This is a genomic window from Paracoccus sp. KKT209, from assembly GCF_055635455.1.
In genome coordinates this window covers 59569-77450 of the sequence record NZ_JBVMWB010000003.1, presented here as the reverse complement: position 1 = coordinate 77450, position 17882 = coordinate 59569, and the positions used below count along the sequence as shown (strand labels likewise).

Below are 17882 nucleotides of genomic sequence, written 5' to 3'. Positions count from 1 at the left end.
CGTGTTTCTGCGCCTTGCGGGATCATGGTTCGACCGACCCCTGCGCGTCGGGCGCCTCTTCCGCCTCCCATGCATCCCGCCGGTTCGGAGCAAGGCGCACATAGCCGCGCGGACTGGCGGGGCCGCCAAAGCCGATCTCGGACCAGGCGGCGGGATGGCTATAATAGACGCGCAGGATCTCGTTTGCCAGCACCTCCCGGAACAGACGGCGGGGCGGCAGACCTCCCCATTCCGGCGCCTTGACGTCCTCGCCGTCCACTGCCTTCAGCAGCGCCTCGCGCTTGTCCTGTGCAAGCTGGCAAAAGCGGCGCCCGTGGCAAAGTTCTGCCTCGGCATCAAGTGCTGCAAGCCCCTGCAGCCAGGCCTTTCGCATCGGGGGAAGGTTCGCGTAGCGCGTACCTGTGGTTCGGTTCTGCATCAAGGCGGCGTCAATCCAGGCTGCCACCGGGATCGGCGGGTCGCGCTCGGGCTGCGGCGCAACCGTGTCGCACAACGCAAGGAGCACGTCCCAGCATTGATCATCCAGGAACTGTCGCGCGGGCGGGTTCAGCCGCCCGGACACGACCCGGCGCGTGATGTCATCCCAGGATGTACTGTCCCGCTTGTCCAGCACGTCGTAGCCCGGATAGCGATGCGGCGGTTTCATGAGGACACCTCCAGCAGATCGATCGCACCAAGCCCCACAAGTGCGACGCCGGTGAAGGAGGGCGGTGCAGGCAGTGGCGGCGCGACCTGAAGGTTCTGTTGCCAGTTCCGCCAGCCGCCCATGTTGCGCTGCACGCCCCAGGCGTGGAATGCGGTGCCGACCAGTCCCATCACCGCAGTCGCGCCCAGCAGGCGCCGTGCGAGCCGCAGCCGCTGCGGCGTCGGTTTGGCGGTGGCCAGCCCCAGCGACAGGGCCGCAACCGGCGGAACGATCACTGGGATGTACATGGCGGGGTTATGAAAGGCGCCTCGGAAATGCAGCAGCGCAACTTCGGCCGAGGTGCCAAGTAGTCCCGCAACCACGCCCACAGCCATCACACGCCCCTCCCGGCGCGGGCCCACTGGCGCGCGCCGCTCAAGCCCGGTTCCGGCCAGCCCGGCCAGCCCGGCCAGCGCCACCGATCCGGGCGCGCCGATGGGTGCGGCATAGAATAGGTTGGACCAGCACAACCCGCCAGGTCGGCGCAGGATGTTTTTGGCATGAAAGACATGACCCGCGATGCCGACGCCGGTTGCAGTTACGAGCAGCGAGTGTCGTGCTGGTCGCTGGATGATCCGCCACCCCGTCGACGCCATCAAGGCGCCTGCAGAAGCGGCCGGACCAAGATACATTTCCCACCGATGGAATTCGCCACGGTAGTGTTCGGTCGCTCCATCAATTGCCGCGCTCGCAGCCAGCAGCATGCCACCCTGACGTGCCCGCCGGCCAGCATGACATCGCGCCTTTCTAAAGGACGCCCGCCTTGTACCTGGTGGCCGCCGCACTGCCCACAGTCCGCCACTCACGAGGCAGGCTATCACCAATGCCGTCACAGCGCGGGCCACCGGACGCGTTTGTTGAAGGGGAGCCACCTCGGTCATGACGGCCACACCCGCCAAGGCTCGGCGTCGGCACGCTTCAACTCTAGTCCAAGGCCCGGTCGCGACAGGTCCGGCGCCAAGCGGCCATCCTTGGGTTTTGGCGTCCCGTCGAACAGCATCCGTTCCAGCCGGACGTGGTCTGCGAACCACTCCATGTTGCGCACCTGCATCGCCGCACAGCAGACATGCAGGTGCAAGGCCGGGGCCGTGTGACTGGATGTCGGCAATTGATGCGCGGCGGCCAGTGCATCGGCCATGATGAATTCGGTAAAGCCGCCGCAGCGGGTGGCGTCAGCCTGCAGCACGTCCACGGCACCCGCCGCGATCAACGACCGAATGTCCGACAAGGTCCAGGCATATTCGCCCGAGGCGACCTCCATGCCGGAAGGCAGGCTGTCGCGCATCAGGCGCAAACCCTCATGGTCGTCCTGCGATACCGGCTCCTCGAACCAGGTGACGCCGTGATCTGCGGCAGCCTCGGCAAAGGCCAAGGCCTCCTTGCGGCTCAACGCGCCGTTCGCATCGACGTAAAGTTCCACATCCGGCCCCACCGCCTCGCGGGCAACCCGGACGCGGTGGAGGTCGCGCCCCGGTTCCCGACCGATCTTCATCTTCACCGCCGGCATCTGCCTAGCCGCCCAGCCTTCCAACTGATCCGCCAGTTCGTCATCCGACAGCGAGGTAAAGCCGCCGCTGCCATAGATAGGCACTGAATGCCGCCGGGCACCCAGCATTGACGCGACCGGCACCTCCAGGACCTTTGCCTTGAGGTCCTGCAGCGCCACGTCACAAGCAGCCATTGCCGAAGATACCAGCCCGGTGCGCCCGACATTGCGTACGGCCTGCCTCATGTCATTCCAGCAGGCCCCGGACGCCATGCAGTCCTTGCCGTGCAGCACCTCGGCCAGAATGTCCGTCACCACCAGCGCCGCGGCCCGGGCTGTGTAGCTGTAGCCGATCCCCGACAGATCGTGGGACTGGATAGTCACGACCAGGATCGTGGTCGAATCCCATTCCAGCGTGCCGTCCGACTCCGGCTGTTCCGTGGGAACGCGAAAGGCTTCGGCCTTTACCGAGGTGATAGGAGCATGACAGGGCACCTGTCAGACCCAAGACCGTTTGATGGATTGCTTGACGATCTCGTACCCGTCCGGATCGCCCTTCAGCAGCGCCTTGGTAAAGCTCTTAGCCTGCGCATAGGTGATGTGCGGCGGCAGCGACGCCATGTTCGGATCGACCACCGCATCGATCAGAACGGGCCGGTCCGCGTTCAGGGCCGCATCCCATGCAGGACCCACCTGCTCAGGGCGCTCGACGCGAATGCCCCCCAGTCCCAGAAGCTCGGCATACTGGGCATAGTTCAGTTGCGGAATGTTCTGGGTCGCCTCGACCTTTGGGAAGCCGCCCATCGCGCGCAATTCCCACGTCACCTGGTTCAGGTCACCATTGTTCAGGACGCAGATGATCATGCGCGGGTCCTGCCATTCCCGCCAGTATTTCGCGGCGGTGATCAGGCTGCTCATGCCCAGCATCTGCATTGCCCCGTCGCCCACGAAGCCGACCGCGACCCGGTCGGGGTGGCAGAACTTGGCGGCCGTCGCATAAGGCACACCGGGGCACATGGTCGCCAGCGTCCCCGACAGAGATGCCATCTGACCGCGCCGGAACTTCATACCCCGCGCAAACCAGTTCGCGGACGAGCCGGAGTCGGCGGCAACGATCGCGTTGTCGGGCAGGCGGTCGGAGGCTTCCCAGAACAGAAGCTCCGGGTTTATCGGATCGGCAGGCAGATGCGCGCGCTCGCGCTCACCGTCCCACCAGGTGGCGATCTTCTCCTCCAGACTTGCCCGCCAGTTCCTGTCCTCCTTGGGCTGAAGATAGGGCAGCAACGCGCGCAGCGTCAGGGCGGCGTCGCCCACCAGATTGACGTCCATGGGATAGCGGATCGACATCATCTTGGGGTCGATGTCGATCTGGACGCCCCGAGCCTGGCCCTCCTTGGGCAGGAACTCGGAATAGGGAAAGCCCGATCCGATCATCAGCAGCGTGTCGCAGCCCATCATCATGTCCCAGGACGGCCGTGTCCCCAGAAGGCCGATCTGCCCGGTGACGAAGGGAAGATCGTCGGGCACCGCCGCCCGACCCAAAAGAGCCTTGGCAACACCCGCGCCCAAGGTTTCGGCGGTGGCAATGACCTCGTCCGTAGCGTTCAGCGCACCGGCGCCAACAAGCATCGCCACCTTGCTGCCGCTGTTCAGCACCTCTGCCGCCTGACGAAGCTGCTCCTCGCCGGGAACGATGCGTGGCTGGGCATAGCCAATGCCGGAATGAATGGTACCATGGGCACGCGGCGGCTCCTCGTAGGGCATTTCCTGTACATCGTTGGGAATAATGATGCAGGTGACGCTGCGCTCGGCCTTGGCAATGCGCAGTCCGCGGTCAAGCAGGTGGCGCATCTGCTGCGGCGCCATGCATGTCTGCACGAAGTCGCTGGCGACGTCCTTGAACAGGGACATTAGATCGACTTCCTGCTGATAATGCCCGCCCAAAGCAGCCCGACCCTGCTGTCCGACAATCGCAAGCACCGGCTGGTGATCCAGCTTGGCGTCGTAAAGCCCGTTGAGGAGGTGGATTGCCCCAGGCCCCGAGGTGGCGAGGCAGACGCCGACCTCGCCCGTCCACTTGGCATGGGCGCAGGCCATGAACGCGGCCTCTTCTTCGTGACGGGTCTGAACGAATTGCAGATCCTCGCCAAGCGCCTTCTCCATTGCTCCGACGATGCCGTTGATGCCATCGCCGGGATAGCCGTAAATGCGCCTGATGCCCCATTCCTTCAGATGCTTTAGCAGGAAGTCTGCAACGGTATCTGCCATGGGCTCTCTCCTCATATGTTCCGGATGGAGGCTCCGGAGAGCCTGCCTTCAACAGCAACATCATCCTGTGCGGCTATTCTCGTCTTTCAGTGAACCTTGAGGCTCAGGAAACACATACGCGAGCAACCACTAGGTTTGGCTTGCTGTCGGTAAGAGGGTCCAACCGAGAGGATTTGAGATTGTTCCTTGGAAAATCCAACTTTGCGCATTTGTCGTCCAAATGACGAAAAAATCCTCTGAAGATCGATATTTTTCCGCAATATTCGACGTGGCGTCTCTGCCCCTTGTTTGCAGCCGACATGGGTGGCGGATTCTAGTGCTGGTTCTTCCGGACCGAAAGCTTTGGCTTACTGCAAGAGCAGTCGAGACCGCTCAAGGATCCGTCGCCGGCGGGAAATCCTCTAAGCATGGAGAAGAGCTGAAGCGAAAGATGCTCGACTTCCTGCTGTCGCAGCGCCCGAACAGCCCTCCGCCATCAATTGCTTTACCGGCGCGAAAGAGGTGAACAGCTAACGGGAAGAACGCAGAGAAAACAATATATCTGCTGAAGGGCAATAAGTGCCAAGCCGGCTGGCGCAGGACCGACCCGCTCAGGTGCCGGACCCATCTTCTCGTGCATAAGGCATGAGCGTCCAAGCAGCAGCTTCAGAAGTAGCCCTGTGAGGCTTGCGGTGCGAAGGCAGTCGACGCGCATCACGATCGGTATGATGAGCCTCTCAAGGTAGGGTGGCTCTGCCGCAGCCACCACACCCGCTGCATTACTATGGCGAAGACAGGTTCCTCCTGGGGTGTTGAGCCAAATGAGCGTGGGGTTCGGCGGGAGAATTTTCCTCGTCCCGGCGAGGCTCTGGCGGAACGGCAGCAGCCCTGTGAGACGCATGAGCCGGAGAAGGCGTTGGATTAACATGCCCGTTGGGACTCAGGTGGTGACGACGACAGGCATCAAGGGGAGCTCATGCAGGTAATGGGGCTCGGAGCAGTGCGCCGTATTTCGGGAGCCGCCAGGGTATTCTGCCACGCTGACAGCCAGCGGGCTGTCTCGAATGGGAGGATCCCTCTGCGTCGCGACATGCCGGTGCGTGAGGTCTCCTCGAAACCAAACGAAGTTTCGCGCAGTTGATCAACATGTCCAGCCATCGCGCTCAAAGCCCATCTGAAGTGGGAACCGCTTTTCGAACAGCACTTGGCCGCTTTGATCCTCTCCGTCCGCTCCTGATCCTTGGTCACTTCGATGCGGATGGGCTGTCGGCTGGGGCGATCCTTCACAAGGCTCTCGGCCGGATGGGTCGCGACAGCGTCGTGCGGGTCGTGGGCAAGGGGGAAAATCCATGGTCACCTGACCTGCGGGGTGAACTGGAGGAGCGACAACCGGGCGGCCTGATCGTGACCGACCTGGGCATCCGCGAGGGCGAGATCCTGCCCGGAGTGCCGACTGTGCTGATCGATCATCATGTTCCGACTGGCACGCCGGGAGATGCCGTCGTGATCTCCGGCAACGGCTGGCGCCCGGAGCCGACGTCGTCACTCCTTACCTATTGGTGTGCCCAAGCACTGGGGCCCGCAGATGACCTGCTGTGGCTGGCGGCCCTGGGGTTGATCGGCGACATGGCCGAAGGCGGCATCCCGGAGCTCGCCGAGGCACAGGTCCGATATGGCAAGACGGCATTGCGGGACGCGGTCTCGTTGGTGAATGCCCCCCGTCGCACGGCCTTGGCCGATACGGGGCCTGCTTTGGCGCTGCTGCTCAAATGCGCCTCGCCCAAGGAACTGGTCAAGGGAGACCATCCCGAGACTGCTGAATTGCGGGCGGCCAAGGCAGAGGTTGCGGCGGCCCTGAACAGCGCCAAGCGGGTCGGCCCCAAGGTGCGTGATCGGGTTGCGCTGATCCGGTTCTCCTCTCCCTGCCAGATCCATCCGCTGGTGGCCGAAAGCTGGCGGGGCCGGCTGAAGGACAAGATCGTGCTGGCGGTCAATACCGGCTACAGGCCCGGCTGGATCCATTTTGCCGTTCGCACTGCCGGTGCCACCAACCTGCTGTCGTTCTTGGCCGAGCACCGCCCTTCGGGTGCAGGGGAAGCATATGGCAGCGGCCACATCCAGGCCACGGGTGGTGCCCTCCGGCCGGCAGACTGGAACGAATTTGCAGCCCGCATAGGTTTCCCCGAAGAAAAGGTACCGGAATGAGCGATCGACCCCTCCGGCTCGGCTTTCCCGTCAAGGTCATGGGGCGTCCCGGCTTCAAGAGCAACGACACGAGGCGCTGGCAGCAGAGCCCGCATCTGAAGACCTCGCTGGAACATGTGGACACGATCCTCGACTATCTGGTCGAGACAAAGATCGACATGTATCGCCTGTCCTCTGACCTGGCGCCCTACGCGACCCATCCGGACATGCCACAGTTCCACGACATGGTCGCCGAAAGCGACGCCGAGCTTTCCGCACTGGGGCGCAAGGCACGGTCGCTCGATATCCGGCTGTCCTTCCACCCGTCCCAGTATGTGCTGTTAAACAGCCCGGACCCCGAGCTGACGAAAAAGAGCATCTGGGATCTTGGCTCCCAGGCCGAGATGCTGGACCGGATGGAACTGGGCCCCGAAGCTGTCATGGTCACCCATGTGGGAGGTGTCTATGGCGATCGGGAGGAAAGCCGCGCGCGCTGGATCAAGGGCTATGAGCAATGTCCTGAACATGTCCGCCGCCGGCTTGTGCTGGAGAATGACGACATCCGGTTTTCTGCCGCCGACGTTCTGTGGATCCACGAGCGCTGCGGCGTGCCCTTGATCTTCGATTACCAGCATTTCTGGTGCCTCAACCCCGAGGGGCTGGAGCTTCGCCCGACGCTGGAGCGCGTTCTCGCCTCTTGGCCGGAAGGCGTGCGGCCCAAGATGCACTTCTCCTCCCCCCGAACCGAGATGCGGGAAATCAAACGCAAGGTGACAGCCAAGGAGCGTGAGGCGGGCAAGCTGACAGGCGCGGCGGGCACGGGTGGCTTGACAAAGGACGTGGTCAAGCCGACCTCGCGCATCAAGACCGTGCTGATGCCCCCGATCTGGACGGGGCATGCCGATTTCATCAACCCCTTCGAATTCTCCACGTTCATGCGCGATGTGGCGGGGCTGGAGTTTGACGTGATGCTGGAGGCGAAAACCAAGGATCTTGCTCTTCTGAGGTTGAGGACGGACCTTTGCCGCTATGCGCCCGACATAGCCGCGCGTTTCGGGGCCAACCCTGATGATGTCATGGAGATGACCGAGGTCGAACAGGAGCCTGAGTAGGGTCAGTGCCCGGCGATCAGGTCGGCGGGTGTCATCCACTGCTTGCGAATACGAGCGGTGACAGGAGGACCCTGTTCTGGCTGATCGAGGCGCAGATGGCGCGCCTAAGGGCCGGCCTTCCAAAGGTCACATCGCAAGCTCGCAATTTGGCCCCCCGGATCCCCGTCAAGGATTGGCGCATGTGTGTGGGTCGGTAGATCCAGAAGGGCTTCGGCCCGCTCCATGGCCGGCAGGAGGCTGTAAAGAGATCCCGCCGCAAGGAAGCACTGTCAGAGCCATCTTCTGTGTTTGAAGTAGGCGTAGGGGAGGATGGCCGACACGACCATCAGACCCAAAGCGAACGGGTATCCGACCAGCCATTCAAGCTCGGGCATGTGTTCGAAGTTCATCCCGTAAATCGACGCAATCAGGGTCGGGGGCAGGAAGATGACTGCTGCGACCGAGAATATCTTGATGATGGCATTCTGCTCGATGTTGATCAGGCCGAGGGTCGCATCGAGCAGGAAAGTGATCTTCTGCGAAAGAAAGCCTGCATGGTCCAGCAGTGAGCGGATATCACGCGACAGGGTCTTCACCCGCTCCTTGATGTCCTTGGCGATCTTCCGCTGCACGATGATCTGGGCCAGAAAGCCTGCCAGCCGCTCGAGCGTCAGGAGGCTGTCACGGATGTTCGAGGTCAGATCGCCCTTGCGCCCCAGTTGTTCGATCACTTTGCGATTGTCGGTGGGGGCGTCTTCATGCTGCCTGAAAATGCCCCTGGAGATCGCATCGATATCGCGCCCGGCACGCTCCAGGATGTCTGCAAGGCGGTCCACGAGTGCCTCCAGAAGTGCCACAAGGACGCTTGTCGCATCCGGCATATCCATGGCCGTGCGTTCGGCGTGCGGCGGAAAGGAGAGAAAAGCGCGCGGCTCGTGGTAACGGATGGTGACAAGGCGGTCGGGTGTCAGGACGAAGCTGACCGGTGCCATTTCCGGATCGTCCCCATCCGCCCCGGCGGGAAGTATTGCCGTCATGAACGCGCCGCCATCTTCCAGATAGAGCCGCGAGGAGATCTCGATCTCCTGCATTTCCTCGCGCGTGGGGATGTTCACGCCCAGCACGTCCTCGACCGCACGCTCTTCCGCCGGATCCGGCTGGACAAGATCGATCCAGACGGCACCGGTCATTCCTTCATGTGGCCCCGACAGCCGGCTGCAATCGTTTCTGAAGCTTCGGATCACAGGGAACTTCCTTTGCTCATCAGGCCGGGCACTGACCGATTTTTCCGGCCTTGTAGCCGAACGCGTGCAACGGCGGAAGCATGTGCTGTTTCGCCGGAAACCTCTCGTGTTGCTGTAGACGCCCCGCCCGGGAACTGGGTGGACAACAGAAACCCGGCAGATGAGGCGAGGGCAGCCGCTCTCGTCGAGTTCATCACGACCGGACGCTAACCGGGATCATGATGCCGTAAGCTTTCCCATGGTTCTGCATCTTGTGCAGAAACGTCTGGACAGGTGGCCTTACTAATCCCTAGGGTTGTGGTAAAAGATAATGATCCGCCACAGGTTGTTATACCTGAACACGTCGCTGCATCCCGAGGCAGAGACAGAGCGCCCGTTCGACGCTGTTGGCGGGCTTGAGCACCTCACAGCCCTGCTCTTCCAGAAGCAGCTCGAGATCCATGGCCAGAAGCATCTCGTCCTCGACGATCAGCAGCCGGCGTCCGGACAGCACTTTTTCAACCGTTTCGGCTGCCATGATCAGTCTCCCTCACCTGCGGGAAATGCAATCTCTGCGGTCAATCCCTCGGGGTCAAGACGCAGGTCCAAGAGGGCGCCAAGCTCGTAGTCACAAGCCTGTTCGATCAGCTTGGTTCCAAAGCCCCGGCGCGCGCCATTCGGGACCGGCGGGCCGCCGCGCTCTTGCCAGGCCAGGTGGATCTGGCGCTGCCCCCCCCGCATGTGCCGTGTCCCAGCTCACCCGCAGCTTGCCGCCCGCGGTCGAGAGCGCGCCGTATTTCGCCGCGTTGGTCGCAAGCTCGTGCAGGATCAGCGCAAGGCCCAGCCCCTGCTTGGGGGTCAGGCGCATGGACGGCCCATTGGTGACATGGTCGGTGGCGCCGTCACGGTCATAGGCCGACAGGGTCGCACGGACCAGCGTCGCCAGATCAGCCGACTCCCAGTTCGTCTCGAGCAGCTGGTCATGGGCGCGTGCCAGGGCCTGGATGCGGCCGATGAAGCGGTCGCGATACTGCTCGACCGTCAGCGCGGATGTGCCGGGCTGCCGTGCCAGCGCCTGGACGACCGGGTTCAGCGCCGGAAGTGCCGTGAGCCTTGCGGGTCAATTCTCGGTATGAAGAAGATTGTACTTTTGCAGCCAGTACTGGCTTTTTTGCTCTGCTTCCTCGAACAGTGGTCCTGCCGTAACACCATTCTCTTCCAGACGTTTCAGTTTGCTGAGCCACTGTCGTCCACGACGCTCAGCCTCGGAAAGCTGCTCAAGGCGTGATCTGCTCGCCATACTGTTTCCTGCCAGGATTGGGATGCCGGCGAAGCGGCTCGGTAAGGGCTATCGGCTCCAGTAGATACCGCAGAGGACCTTACAGACAGATACCTTTGCAGGCAGTCGATGGGCCGTCACCGCCCGTGTGGTTGCCCCTCACGACCTACAAAGACGTGAGCAAGGTCAAGCGGGGCGGGGTCGCATGACCCTGGCCTGCTTGGTCAACACGAGACGAGGCACAGCCCATCGCGCGGCGGGGTGAGGGCAGGTCTTGGCGCCCGTCGATCCCCCGGCCGGTCCGCGGGATCAATCTCAGGCACGGCGACCAGCCCGGCTTTCTCGCTGTATATCTGAGGCCGAAGCTTTCCAGCGTGCCGTCCTTGCAAGAGGGGCGGGTAAAGTGCCTTGAGACCTGAGTCACTGGCTGAGTAGTGCCAGCATGAGGCGCCATCCTGCGCCCTCAGAACAGCCATGTTCTCCAAAACAGACGTTGAGGGACGGTCTTGCACTCTGCTGGCGCGTCAGCAGATCCTGCTCATTCGGCGCATCTCGTCGACCACGCGCTCTTCGTCATAGGGCTTGGCAAAGAACACGGAGTCGACAGGCAGCACCATCTTGCCTACCTCTGCCTTGCCGGAGGTCACGATGATGTGGATGGGGGGCCAGCGTTCCCGGATGAGTGCGGCGAGCTTGAGACCATCCACGCCGCGCGGCATGTCGACATCCGTGAAGACGATGCGGATATCGGGACGCGACTCCAGGATCCTGACCGCATCAGTGGCATCGGTCGCCTCCACCGCCTCGAAGCCGGCATCCTCGACCATGCCGACCGCAGCCATCCGCAGGATCGGTTCGTCCTCGACCACCAGCACGATCTGGCGTTTCAGGGGAGCATATTGGGCCATCTGCGTTTCTCTGCCTCAGGGCTGCTGCATCTGAGACAGCGGGGCTTCCATCGCCGCGATCAGGCCCGATTGGGTGTAACGAAGATCGGTACCGCCGGTTCCGATCAGTCCCATCTTGATCAGTGTCGAGCCGAACCCCTTGCCGGATGGCTGATGCGCCGGAGGACCGCCGGTTTCCGTCCAGCACATGCGCAAGATGTCATCATCCGTGTCCCTGTCGATGCGCCAGGTGATCGCGACCTGTCCTTCCGGTACGGACAGGGCGCCATACTTGATGGCGTTGGTCGCCAGCTCGTGCAGCAGGAGGGACAAGGACAACGTGGCCCTTGGCCCGATCTGCAGGGACGGGCCTTGCAGGTGAAACCTGCCCGCCTGCTCAAGGGCGGACAAGGTTGCCTCGGCCACGTCCTTCAGATCAGCGGAAGCCCATCGCGTCTTCAGAAGCGCGTCATTGGCGCGAGACAGGGCCCCGATGCGTTTGGTCAGAGCGGTCACGGCGTCCCTGTCGGACACCTTCCGAAGCGTCTGGCTGGCAATGGCCTGAACGATCGCCAGCGTGTTCTTCATGCGATGGCTGAGCTCCTCGTTCAGGATGTGCTGTTCCTCTTCGGCACGTACCCGGGCAATGGCGCCATGCGCCCGGTCTCCCACCTGCCGCACAAGGTCGATTTCCTCCGGCGTCCAGTCCCGCACCTGGGCGTTCAGGACAAAGATGACAGTGTCGAGAACGCCCCGCACCATGATCGGCAAGTTCAGGAGAGCCTTGACATGCACCTTCTCAAGGCCATCGGCCCCGCTGGCCGTTCGCGGATCCATCTCGACATCCGGAATGACCACCGTCTCGCTGCGCTTCAGATCCTCGATATAGGAGCCGAATGACCGGAAGTGGTGAGATCCGACAACGCTGACGCCGAGCGTGCCGCACCAGTCAACCGGCACGTCTATCCTCTCGTTTTTCAGATCAACCTTTCCAAAGCCGATGCAGCTTCCGCCAATGGCCTGCGCCAGGCATTCCGCCGCTGCCCGGGCGATGTCGTCGGCGTTGCCCAGATCGCGCAGTTGCTCGCCGATATCTGCAAGTGCCGCAAGACGCTTCGTCTGGCGGACATGCTTTGTCACATCCGAGCCTTCCACGAAGATGCCGGTCACGGCCCCTTGTTTGTCCCGAGTAGGCTGACAAACGAAATCGACATACCGTTCATCTGCCGAGGCATGGGGATCGCTCTGCACTGCATAAGGTGCTCCCCTTTGCAAGAGTGGCTCTCCCGAGCGATAAACCTGGTCGAGCAGGTCCAGGTAACCCTGCGCCGCAGCGTCCGGCAGGGCTTCAGCAACGGTTTTACCGATGACCTGCCGGTTACCGATCAGTCGGCAGTAGGCAGGATTGACCAGGTCAAAGACATGATCAGGGCCTTTCAGCAGAGCCATGAAGCTGGGCGTGCGATCGAACATGGCGGCCAGTTCCAGATGTTCATGCTCCGCCTGCTTTCGGTGGCTTTTTGCCTGAAGGAGAAGTTCGTCGCGGCCGGCAATGAGGCGCCGCATCTCCAGAAGGGTCATGACCTGCCGGGCGAGTGCCCTCAGGTCGTCGGCCTGAGCATCCGTCAGCCCTGCAGGGCGCGCGAAATGGTCGATGACGCAGATCGTTCCAAGCGTCAGTCCCTCGGTCGTGACCAGGGGCGCCCCCGCATAGAAGCGCAGATGCGGGTCATCAAGCACCAGCGGATTTGACCGGGTCCGGGCGTCGAGGGCCAGGTCGGGAATGACCAGCAGATCGCGTTGCCCGATAACATGCTTGCAGACGGATTGCTCGATCGGGGTTTCGCAAGGCTCGAAGCCGACCCTGGCCTTGAACCATTGCCGATCCGTCTCCACGAGACTGATCAGTGCCACGGGGGTATCGCAGAGCCGCGTGGCCAGACGGACGATGTCTTCGAAACCAACTTCGGGGGCAGTGTCCAAGATGTCTTGCGCATGCAGTGCAGCAAGGCGACGCTCTTCATCCGTCACCGCACCTGCATCCGAAACCGCTTGCTTGTTGGGCACTACAAAACCACCGAAGGGATGACCTAGGTCATGTTGACAAATGGCGGATCCAAAGCCTGATCGACGTGATGTCGATGAAGCCAAGGAAGCTCTCCGCAGTCTTGTCGTAACGGGTGGCGACACGGCGGGCGTTCTTCAGCTTGTTGAAGCACCGTTCGACAAGGTTTCGAAGACGATACAAGGACCGGTCGACTGCAGCGCGCTTTTTTCGTGATTTGCGCATGGGAATGACGGGCAAGACATCGCGTTTGCCCATGGATTTTCAAATGCTGTCAGCGTCATAGCCTCGGTCGGCCAGCAGAACACTCGGTGTCGGCAGATTGTCGGCCATGACCAGATCGAAGCCGAGGTAGTCGGAGGTTTGCCCCGCGGTGATCTCCGTCCTCATAGGCAGCCCTGCTGCATTGACGAGGAGGTGGATCTTGGTCGTAAAGCCACCGCGCGAACGGCCAAAACCCTGTCGCGGAGTCCCCCTTTAGCGCCCGCTGCCTGATGATGGGCGCGAACCACGGTGCTGTCGATCATTTGCAGGGCGTGCGGGACCGCGCCGCTTTCGTTCAGGGCGTTCATGATCTGCTCCCAGAGCCCCGCCAACGTCCAACGCCGGAACTGGCGGTAGACACTTGACCACTTGCCGAACTCTTCCGGCAGATCGCGCCAGGGAGAGCCTGTGCGAGCGATCCAGAAAACCCCATCAAGCACAAGGCGATGGTTGGTAGGTTTGCGTCCGTTCGGGGCGCGGACTGTCTGGATGAAACGCTCAAAGAACGCCCATTCCTCGTCCGGCATCAGGTCTCGTGCCAAGCGGCTCTCCATCGAAGATACCAGCTTGAATCACATCCATTTCCCGCCGTGAATCCCTTTTGTCAACACGACCTAGGAGCCGCTCCTGGATCAGCTCGGCAGATACTCGGTCAGCCAGCACCGCAAAGAGCTCGTGCCTTCGGAGCCTGTTGAGCCTTCACCACTGCCCGCTTGTGGCTGAGAGAGGTATCACGAGCATCTGCGTCAGCCGCATGCGGCTTCAGTTCAACGGGCGAAGTTCGATCTCAACGTCATCGAAAGATAGGCCGCCCGACAACTTTGGTGTGTGGAGCAGGCCTGCCATGATGGCCATTTTCATCGCTGCTTCACCGGCATGCAGCACGTCATCGATCCTTCCCGAGAGGATCTCCTGGCCGTCTGCTTTGCGAACTGCCTTGTACCGATATTGCACCATCTGCAAACCTCCATGCCCTTTAACGAAAAGGTCAGGAAGTTTTTGCGAGTTCCATTCGAAATTGTCAGACTTAGATATGATTTTCGTTAAGCGTGTGGCGCTGACGCGGCCGCCTTTTTTCGCCGGCCACTTGTTGATCCATAACCGCTGCCTGATCGCGCAATCGCTCGTACAGCATCCGATATCTTGTGTTGTGGTTGTAGGCCGACAGCGCCGAGAGGATCAGCTCGATGTCGTCTCTTGTCGCCGTGGTGGTGATCATTTCGCTTCGCACGGTTGTCTCCCGCCTTATCGCTTCTGATCGTCTTCAACTTGCTTATCACCACAAGGTTGCAACATTTCTGTCGCGCAACTTGAAGCATGCAAATCTTGATTTCTACTAGACTTGTGCATCTGTGGCTCCCGCGAGATTGCGCCTCACCCAGCACATGACAACGCCCCGGAATGCAGTTCTGCCGTTCGTGTGGTGCAACCGGCTCTGTCGCGCAATCGCGTGAGGGATTCATCTGGTGCATTCCGAATGGTAGCTGGGATGCATGAGCAGACCGACACCCACGACCTACAGGACCAAGAACTGGCCGGCCTGTAACGAAGCGCTCAGGCGCCGGGGCTCGCTGACAATCTGGTTTGATCCCGAGATGAGCTGGGAGGCCGCGGCGACAGGCAGGCGTGGCCGCCGGCAGAGCTGCAGCGATGCCGCCATCCAGACCTGCCTTTCCATGAAGGTGCTGTTCGGCATGGCACTCAGGCAGAGGACCGGGTTCGTCGGAAGCCTGTTGCGCCTGATCGGCCTTGACTGGTCGGTGCCCGACCTCAGCACGCTGAGCCGCCGCCAGGAGACCCTCGCTATTAACCTCCCGTATCGTGGCTCCAAAGGGCCGTTGCACCTGCTGATCGACATCACCGGCATCAAGGTTGAGGGCAAAGGCGAGTGGCACGCGCGCAAGCACGGCGGCCCCAAACGGCGCGTCTGGCGCAAGATCCACCTTGGGATCGACGAGCAAACACTGGAGGTTCGAGCCGTCGAGATCACCGGGAGCCACATCGGCGATGCGGCCGTCCTGCCCGACCTGCTCAGCCAGATCCCGGCAGGCGAGGAGATCGGCAGCGTCACCGCTGACGGCGCCTATGATACGCGCAAGTGCCATGACGTGATCGCTGACCGCGGCGCACATGCCGTCATCCCGCCCCGCAAGAGCGCGAAGTCGTGGAAGGCCGTCACCGCTGGAGCGGTCGCCAGAAACGAGGCCCTGCGGGCGGCGAAACATCTCGGCCCCGCGATCTGGCGAAACTGAAGTGGATATCATCGACGAAGCCGTGCCAAAACGAAGATGCACTGTATGAAACTGCTCGGGCGGCGCCTCATGGCGCGGGACTTCGACCGACAGGTCGCGGAGGTCCAGATCCGCATCGCCGTCATGAACGGCTACACCGCGCTTGGCATCCCTGTCACAGAAACCGTGGGATGAACCCGTCCGGGAAAGGGAGAGCCCCGCCCATCAGAGGCTTTGTGCAACAGAGCCGATAGCGCGCCCCCGCGCGGTATCATAATACCTAATAATGAAGATTATGCCGCGCGAGGCCCTGCAAGAAATTGTTTTTCATCGTTTTCTTCATCTAACACTGCCATTTCGCGGTGGATGCTCCACTCTCGTTCTGTTGTGTTACCGGTCAGCCAGAGCAGGATTGCTTCCTGTGACGCAACGTAAGCCCAAGAGCGTTGATGGCTGCCAGGCAAGCTGCACTCGCAAAAATCCGATTGAGAGACTGAACGTCGAGATCAAACGGCGCACCGACATCTTGGGCATCTCCCCTGACAAGTCGTATATCCAAGGTCTCTTCGGCGCAATTTTGATGGAGCAGACCGAGGAGTGGACGGGTGCAGCTGCAAGCTTTTCTCAAGCCCGCAGCTAAGGGGCAGGCCAGTCTCGCCCAGGCCGAACAGGTTGATCCACTGTAAAGAATGTATCGCCAATGCTGGGGTGCCGTTAACCAACTGTCATTTTCTACGGGTAAAGCGGAAGCAGTTTGATTGAAAGTGCGTACATTTTGATTCAAATGTTAACAGATTGTTACCTGTTCAAGGAAGCGAAAGCCGTGCCCAGTTCCGAAAGCTTTGGTATCGAGTGTTCAACTGGAAAGGCCCAGTTTTCCCCTAACAGGACGCGGGCAGCTAAGGGACATGCTTCGGGACTATTGAGACGGTCAAAGGAGCCGCGCCCCATAGGGGGCCCGGCCAAGCGCGCGCTCGATATCGCGCTGATCCTGCTTGTTTTGCCGTTTCTGGGTCTACTGCTGCTGGGGCTGGCGCTGCTGATCAAAGGATCTGACAAGGGGCCGCTGCTTTACGGTCACCGCCGCGTTGGCTTCAGGGGCCGCACGTTCAAGTGCTGGAAGTTCCGCACCATGGTCGTCAACGGCGACGAGATCTTGGCACAGCATCTCAAAGAGAACCCGGAAGATGCGTTTCTGTGGACCACGCAGCGCAAGCTGACAAACGACCCTCGCGTCACACCTGTCGGAAAGGTGCTGCGCAAGCTGAGCCTGGACGAGTTACCCCAGCTTCTGAATGTCTTGAACGGGGAGATGAGCCTCGTGGGCCCACGCCCGGTGGTGCAGGACGAGCTGGCCCATTACGGCAGCACGGCGCGCTTCTACCTCGCCACCCGTCCCGGTCTGACAGGACTGTGGCAGGTCAGCGGGCGGAGCGATACCACCTATGCCGAGCGCGTTCGTCTGGACCGCTACTACGTATCGCGCTGGAACCTGCTAAACGACATCCGCATCATCGCAAACACCGTGCCCGCACTGCTGTCGGCGAAGGGGGCACGGTAGCCGCTGCTGACGGCCTTGTTGCACGAAGCCTGTCCGGGATCACAATGCGAGTCCCAGCAGAATAGCAGGGCGGCATGTCCAAGCACTCACCTATCCGTTAACCTCACTCTAAGCTGGTCCCCCCTACAACGCGTCGCTGCATCAGCGTAGATCGCTGACTGTCTGGTTCGACCCGCCGACGCCCTGGCACGCGGCGCCATCGGGCAAGCGGGGGGGGGTAGCTGCTCTATGGTGATGCGGCAATCCAAGCAGGTCTGACGATAAAGGTCCTGTTCGGACAGCACCGGCGCGCAAGCACGGCGGCGCACACAGGCGAGCTTGGCGCAAGGTTCATTTGGCTGTGGACGAGGCCACCATGAAAGTCCGCGCAGTCAAGTTTACCGGCAGTGGGGTGGGATACGCCCGTGTTGCCCGATCTGCTCGGCCAGATCCCCGGGAACGAACCGGTTGCCTCGGTTACCGCCGACGGCGCCCACATCACTCGTGGCTGCCGCGATGGCATCGCGAGCCGCGGCGCGGCGCGGCGCGGCGCGGACGCTGTCATCCCGCCCCGGCGAAAAGCCAAGCCTTGGAGGAAGGACAGCCCCGGCGCTAAAACGAGAAACAAGGCGGCATGACTCGATCTTAGGATCAAGAGCAGAGGGACTGTCTTGAAGCGCAAGATCTCAGATCTCCAAAT

Annotated in this window: 14 protein-coding genes and 6 pseudogenes; 7 read left to right on the top strand and 13 right to left on the bottom strand. The window is 61.7% G+C overall.

The genetic code is table 11. The annotated features are described in order from the left end of the window. Window positions 1-22: 22 nt before the first annotated feature. The 4 genes from ACZ2G3_RS18240 to ACZ2G3_RS18225 all read right to left on the bottom strand — a co-directional run bounded on the left by ACZ2G3_RS18240 (window position 23) and on the right by ACZ2G3_RS18225 (window position 4439). The gene (locus ACZ2G3_RS18240; protein WP_470399978.1) at window positions 23-646 is read right to left on the bottom strand and encodes a gluconate 2-dehydrogenase subunit 3 family protein; all 624 of its coding nucleotides are present in this window, start codon (window positions 644-646) and stop codon (window positions 23-25) included. Beyond that, the gene (locus tag ACZ2G3_RS18235; RefSeq protein ID WP_470399977.1) at window positions 643-1389 is read right to left on the bottom strand and encodes a hypothetical protein; all 747 of its coding nucleotides are present in this window, start codon (window positions 1387-1389) and stop codon (window positions 643-645) included. The genes ACZ2G3_RS18240 and ACZ2G3_RS18235 overlap by 4 nt, the downstream gene beginning before the upstream one ends. A gap of 173 nt (window positions 1390-1562) precedes the next feature. After that, window positions 1563-2666 (bottom strand): enolase C-terminal domain-like protein, encoded by a 1104-nt coding sequence (locus ACZ2G3_RS18230; RefSeq protein WP_470399975.1) that lies wholly within the window; start codon window positions 2664-2666, stop codon window positions 1563-1565. 3 nt (window positions 2667-2669) lie between these two features. Beyond that, the gene (locus ACZ2G3_RS18225) at window positions 2670-4439 is read right to left on the bottom strand and encodes a thiamine pyrophosphate-requiring protein (protein ID WP_470399973.1); all 1770 of its coding nucleotides are present in this window, start codon (window positions 4437-4439) and stop codon (window positions 2670-2672) included. A 541-nt stretch (window positions 4440-4980) separates the two neighbouring features. Between ACZ2G3_RS18225 and ACZ2G3_RS18220 the strand changes: the two are divergent. The 3 genes and pseudogenes from ACZ2G3_RS18220 (at window position 4981) to uvsE (ending at window position 7714) form a co-directional block, all read left to right on the top strand. Next, window positions 4981-5234: pseudogene (locus tag ACZ2G3_RS18220) on the top strand (hypothetical protein). A 486-nt stretch (window positions 5235-5720) separates the two neighbouring features. Beyond that, complete coding sequence (locus ACZ2G3_RS18215) at window positions 5721-6623, top strand: hypothetical protein (RefSeq protein WP_470399972.1); 903 nt, start codon at window positions 5721-5723, stop codon at window positions 6621-6623. Continuing rightward, window positions 6620-7714 carry a UV DNA damage repair endonuclease UvsE gene (gene uvsE / locus ACZ2G3_RS18210; RefSeq protein WP_470399970.1) on the top strand — a complete coding sequence of 365 codons (1095 nt, stop codon included), beginning with the start codon at window positions 6620-6622 and terminating at the stop codon, window positions 7712-7714. Before ACZ2G3_RS18215 ends, uvsE begins: the two co-directional genes overlap by 4 nt. A 269-nt stretch (window positions 7715-7983) precedes the next feature. Here the strand turns inward: uvsE and ACZ2G3_RS18205 are convergent, their stop codons facing one another. From ACZ2G3_RS18205 to ACZ2G3_RS18165, 9 genes and pseudogenes are all read right to left on the bottom strand, one after another. Beyond that, window positions 7984-8937 (bottom strand): magnesium transporter CorA family protein, encoded by a 954-nt coding sequence (locus ACZ2G3_RS18205; protein WP_470399968.1) that lies wholly within the window; start codon window positions 8935-8937, stop codon window positions 7984-7986. A 328-nt stretch (window positions 8938-9265) separates the two neighbouring features. Then, window positions 9266-9454 carry a hypothetical protein gene (locus ACZ2G3_RS18200; RefSeq protein WP_470399966.1) on the bottom strand — a complete coding sequence of 63 codons (189 nt, stop codon included), beginning with the start codon at window positions 9452-9454 and terminating at the stop codon, window positions 9266-9268. A 90-nt stretch (window positions 9455-9544) separates the two neighbouring features. Next, window positions 9545-9784: a hypothetical protein gene (locus tag ACZ2G3_RS18195; protein WP_470399964.1), complete on the bottom strand. Its 240-nt coding sequence runs from the start codon at window positions 9782-9784 to the stop codon at window positions 9545-9547. A gap of 63 nt (window positions 9785-9847) precedes the next feature. Beyond that, window positions 9848-9961 (bottom strand): annotated as a pseudogene (locus ACZ2G3_RS18190) (HWE histidine kinase domain-containing protein); the annotation flags it as partial. A gap of 758 nt (window positions 9962-10719) precedes the next feature. Continuing rightward, the gene (locus ACZ2G3_RS18185) at window positions 10720-11103 is read right to left on the bottom strand and encodes a response regulator (RefSeq protein WP_470399962.1); all 384 of its coding nucleotides are present in this window, start codon (window positions 11101-11103) and stop codon (window positions 10720-10722) included. Between the two features lie 15 nt (window positions 11104-11118). Continuing rightward, window positions 11119-13149, bottom strand: a complete 2031-nt coding sequence (locus ACZ2G3_RS18180; protein ID WP_470399960.1) for a GAF domain-containing protein — start codon at window positions 13147-13149, stop codon at window positions 11119-11121. Between the two features lie 28 nt (window positions 13150-13177). Beyond that, window positions 13178-13965 (bottom strand): annotated as a pseudogene (locus ACZ2G3_RS18175) (IS5 family transposase). Between the two features lie 208 nt (window positions 13966-14173). Continuing rightward, complete coding sequence (locus ACZ2G3_RS18170; protein ID WP_470399958.1) at window positions 14174-14368, bottom strand: hypothetical protein; 195 nt, start codon at window positions 14366-14368, stop codon at window positions 14174-14176. 70 nt (window positions 14369-14438) lie between these two features. Beyond that, a complete protein-coding gene (locus tag ACZ2G3_RS18165) occupies window positions 14439-14630 on the bottom strand; it encodes a hypothetical protein (protein ID WP_470399956.1) in 192 nt (63 codons plus the stop codon). Window positions 14631-14904: 274 nt separating this feature from the next. Between ACZ2G3_RS18165 and ACZ2G3_RS18160 the strand changes: the two are divergent. From ACZ2G3_RS18160 to ACZ2G3_RS18145, 4 genes and pseudogenes are all read left to right on the top strand, one after another. Next, window positions 14905-15837, top strand: a pseudogene (locus ACZ2G3_RS18160) (IS5 family transposase). Between the two features lie 283 nt (window positions 15838-16120). Further along, a pseudogene (locus ACZ2G3_RS18155) lies at window positions 16121-16282 on the top strand (transposase); the annotation flags it as partial. 114 nt (window positions 16283-16396) lie between these two features. Next, on the top strand, window positions 16397-17203 hold the full coding sequence (locus ACZ2G3_RS18150) for a sugar transferase (protein WP_470399954.1): 807 nt from the start codon (window positions 16397-16399) through the stop codon (window positions 17201-17203). A gap of 136 nt (window positions 17204-17339) precedes the next feature. Next, window positions 17340-17814 (top strand): annotated as a pseudogene (locus ACZ2G3_RS18145) (transposase); the annotation flags it as partial. Window positions 17815-17882 lie beyond the last annotated feature (68 nt).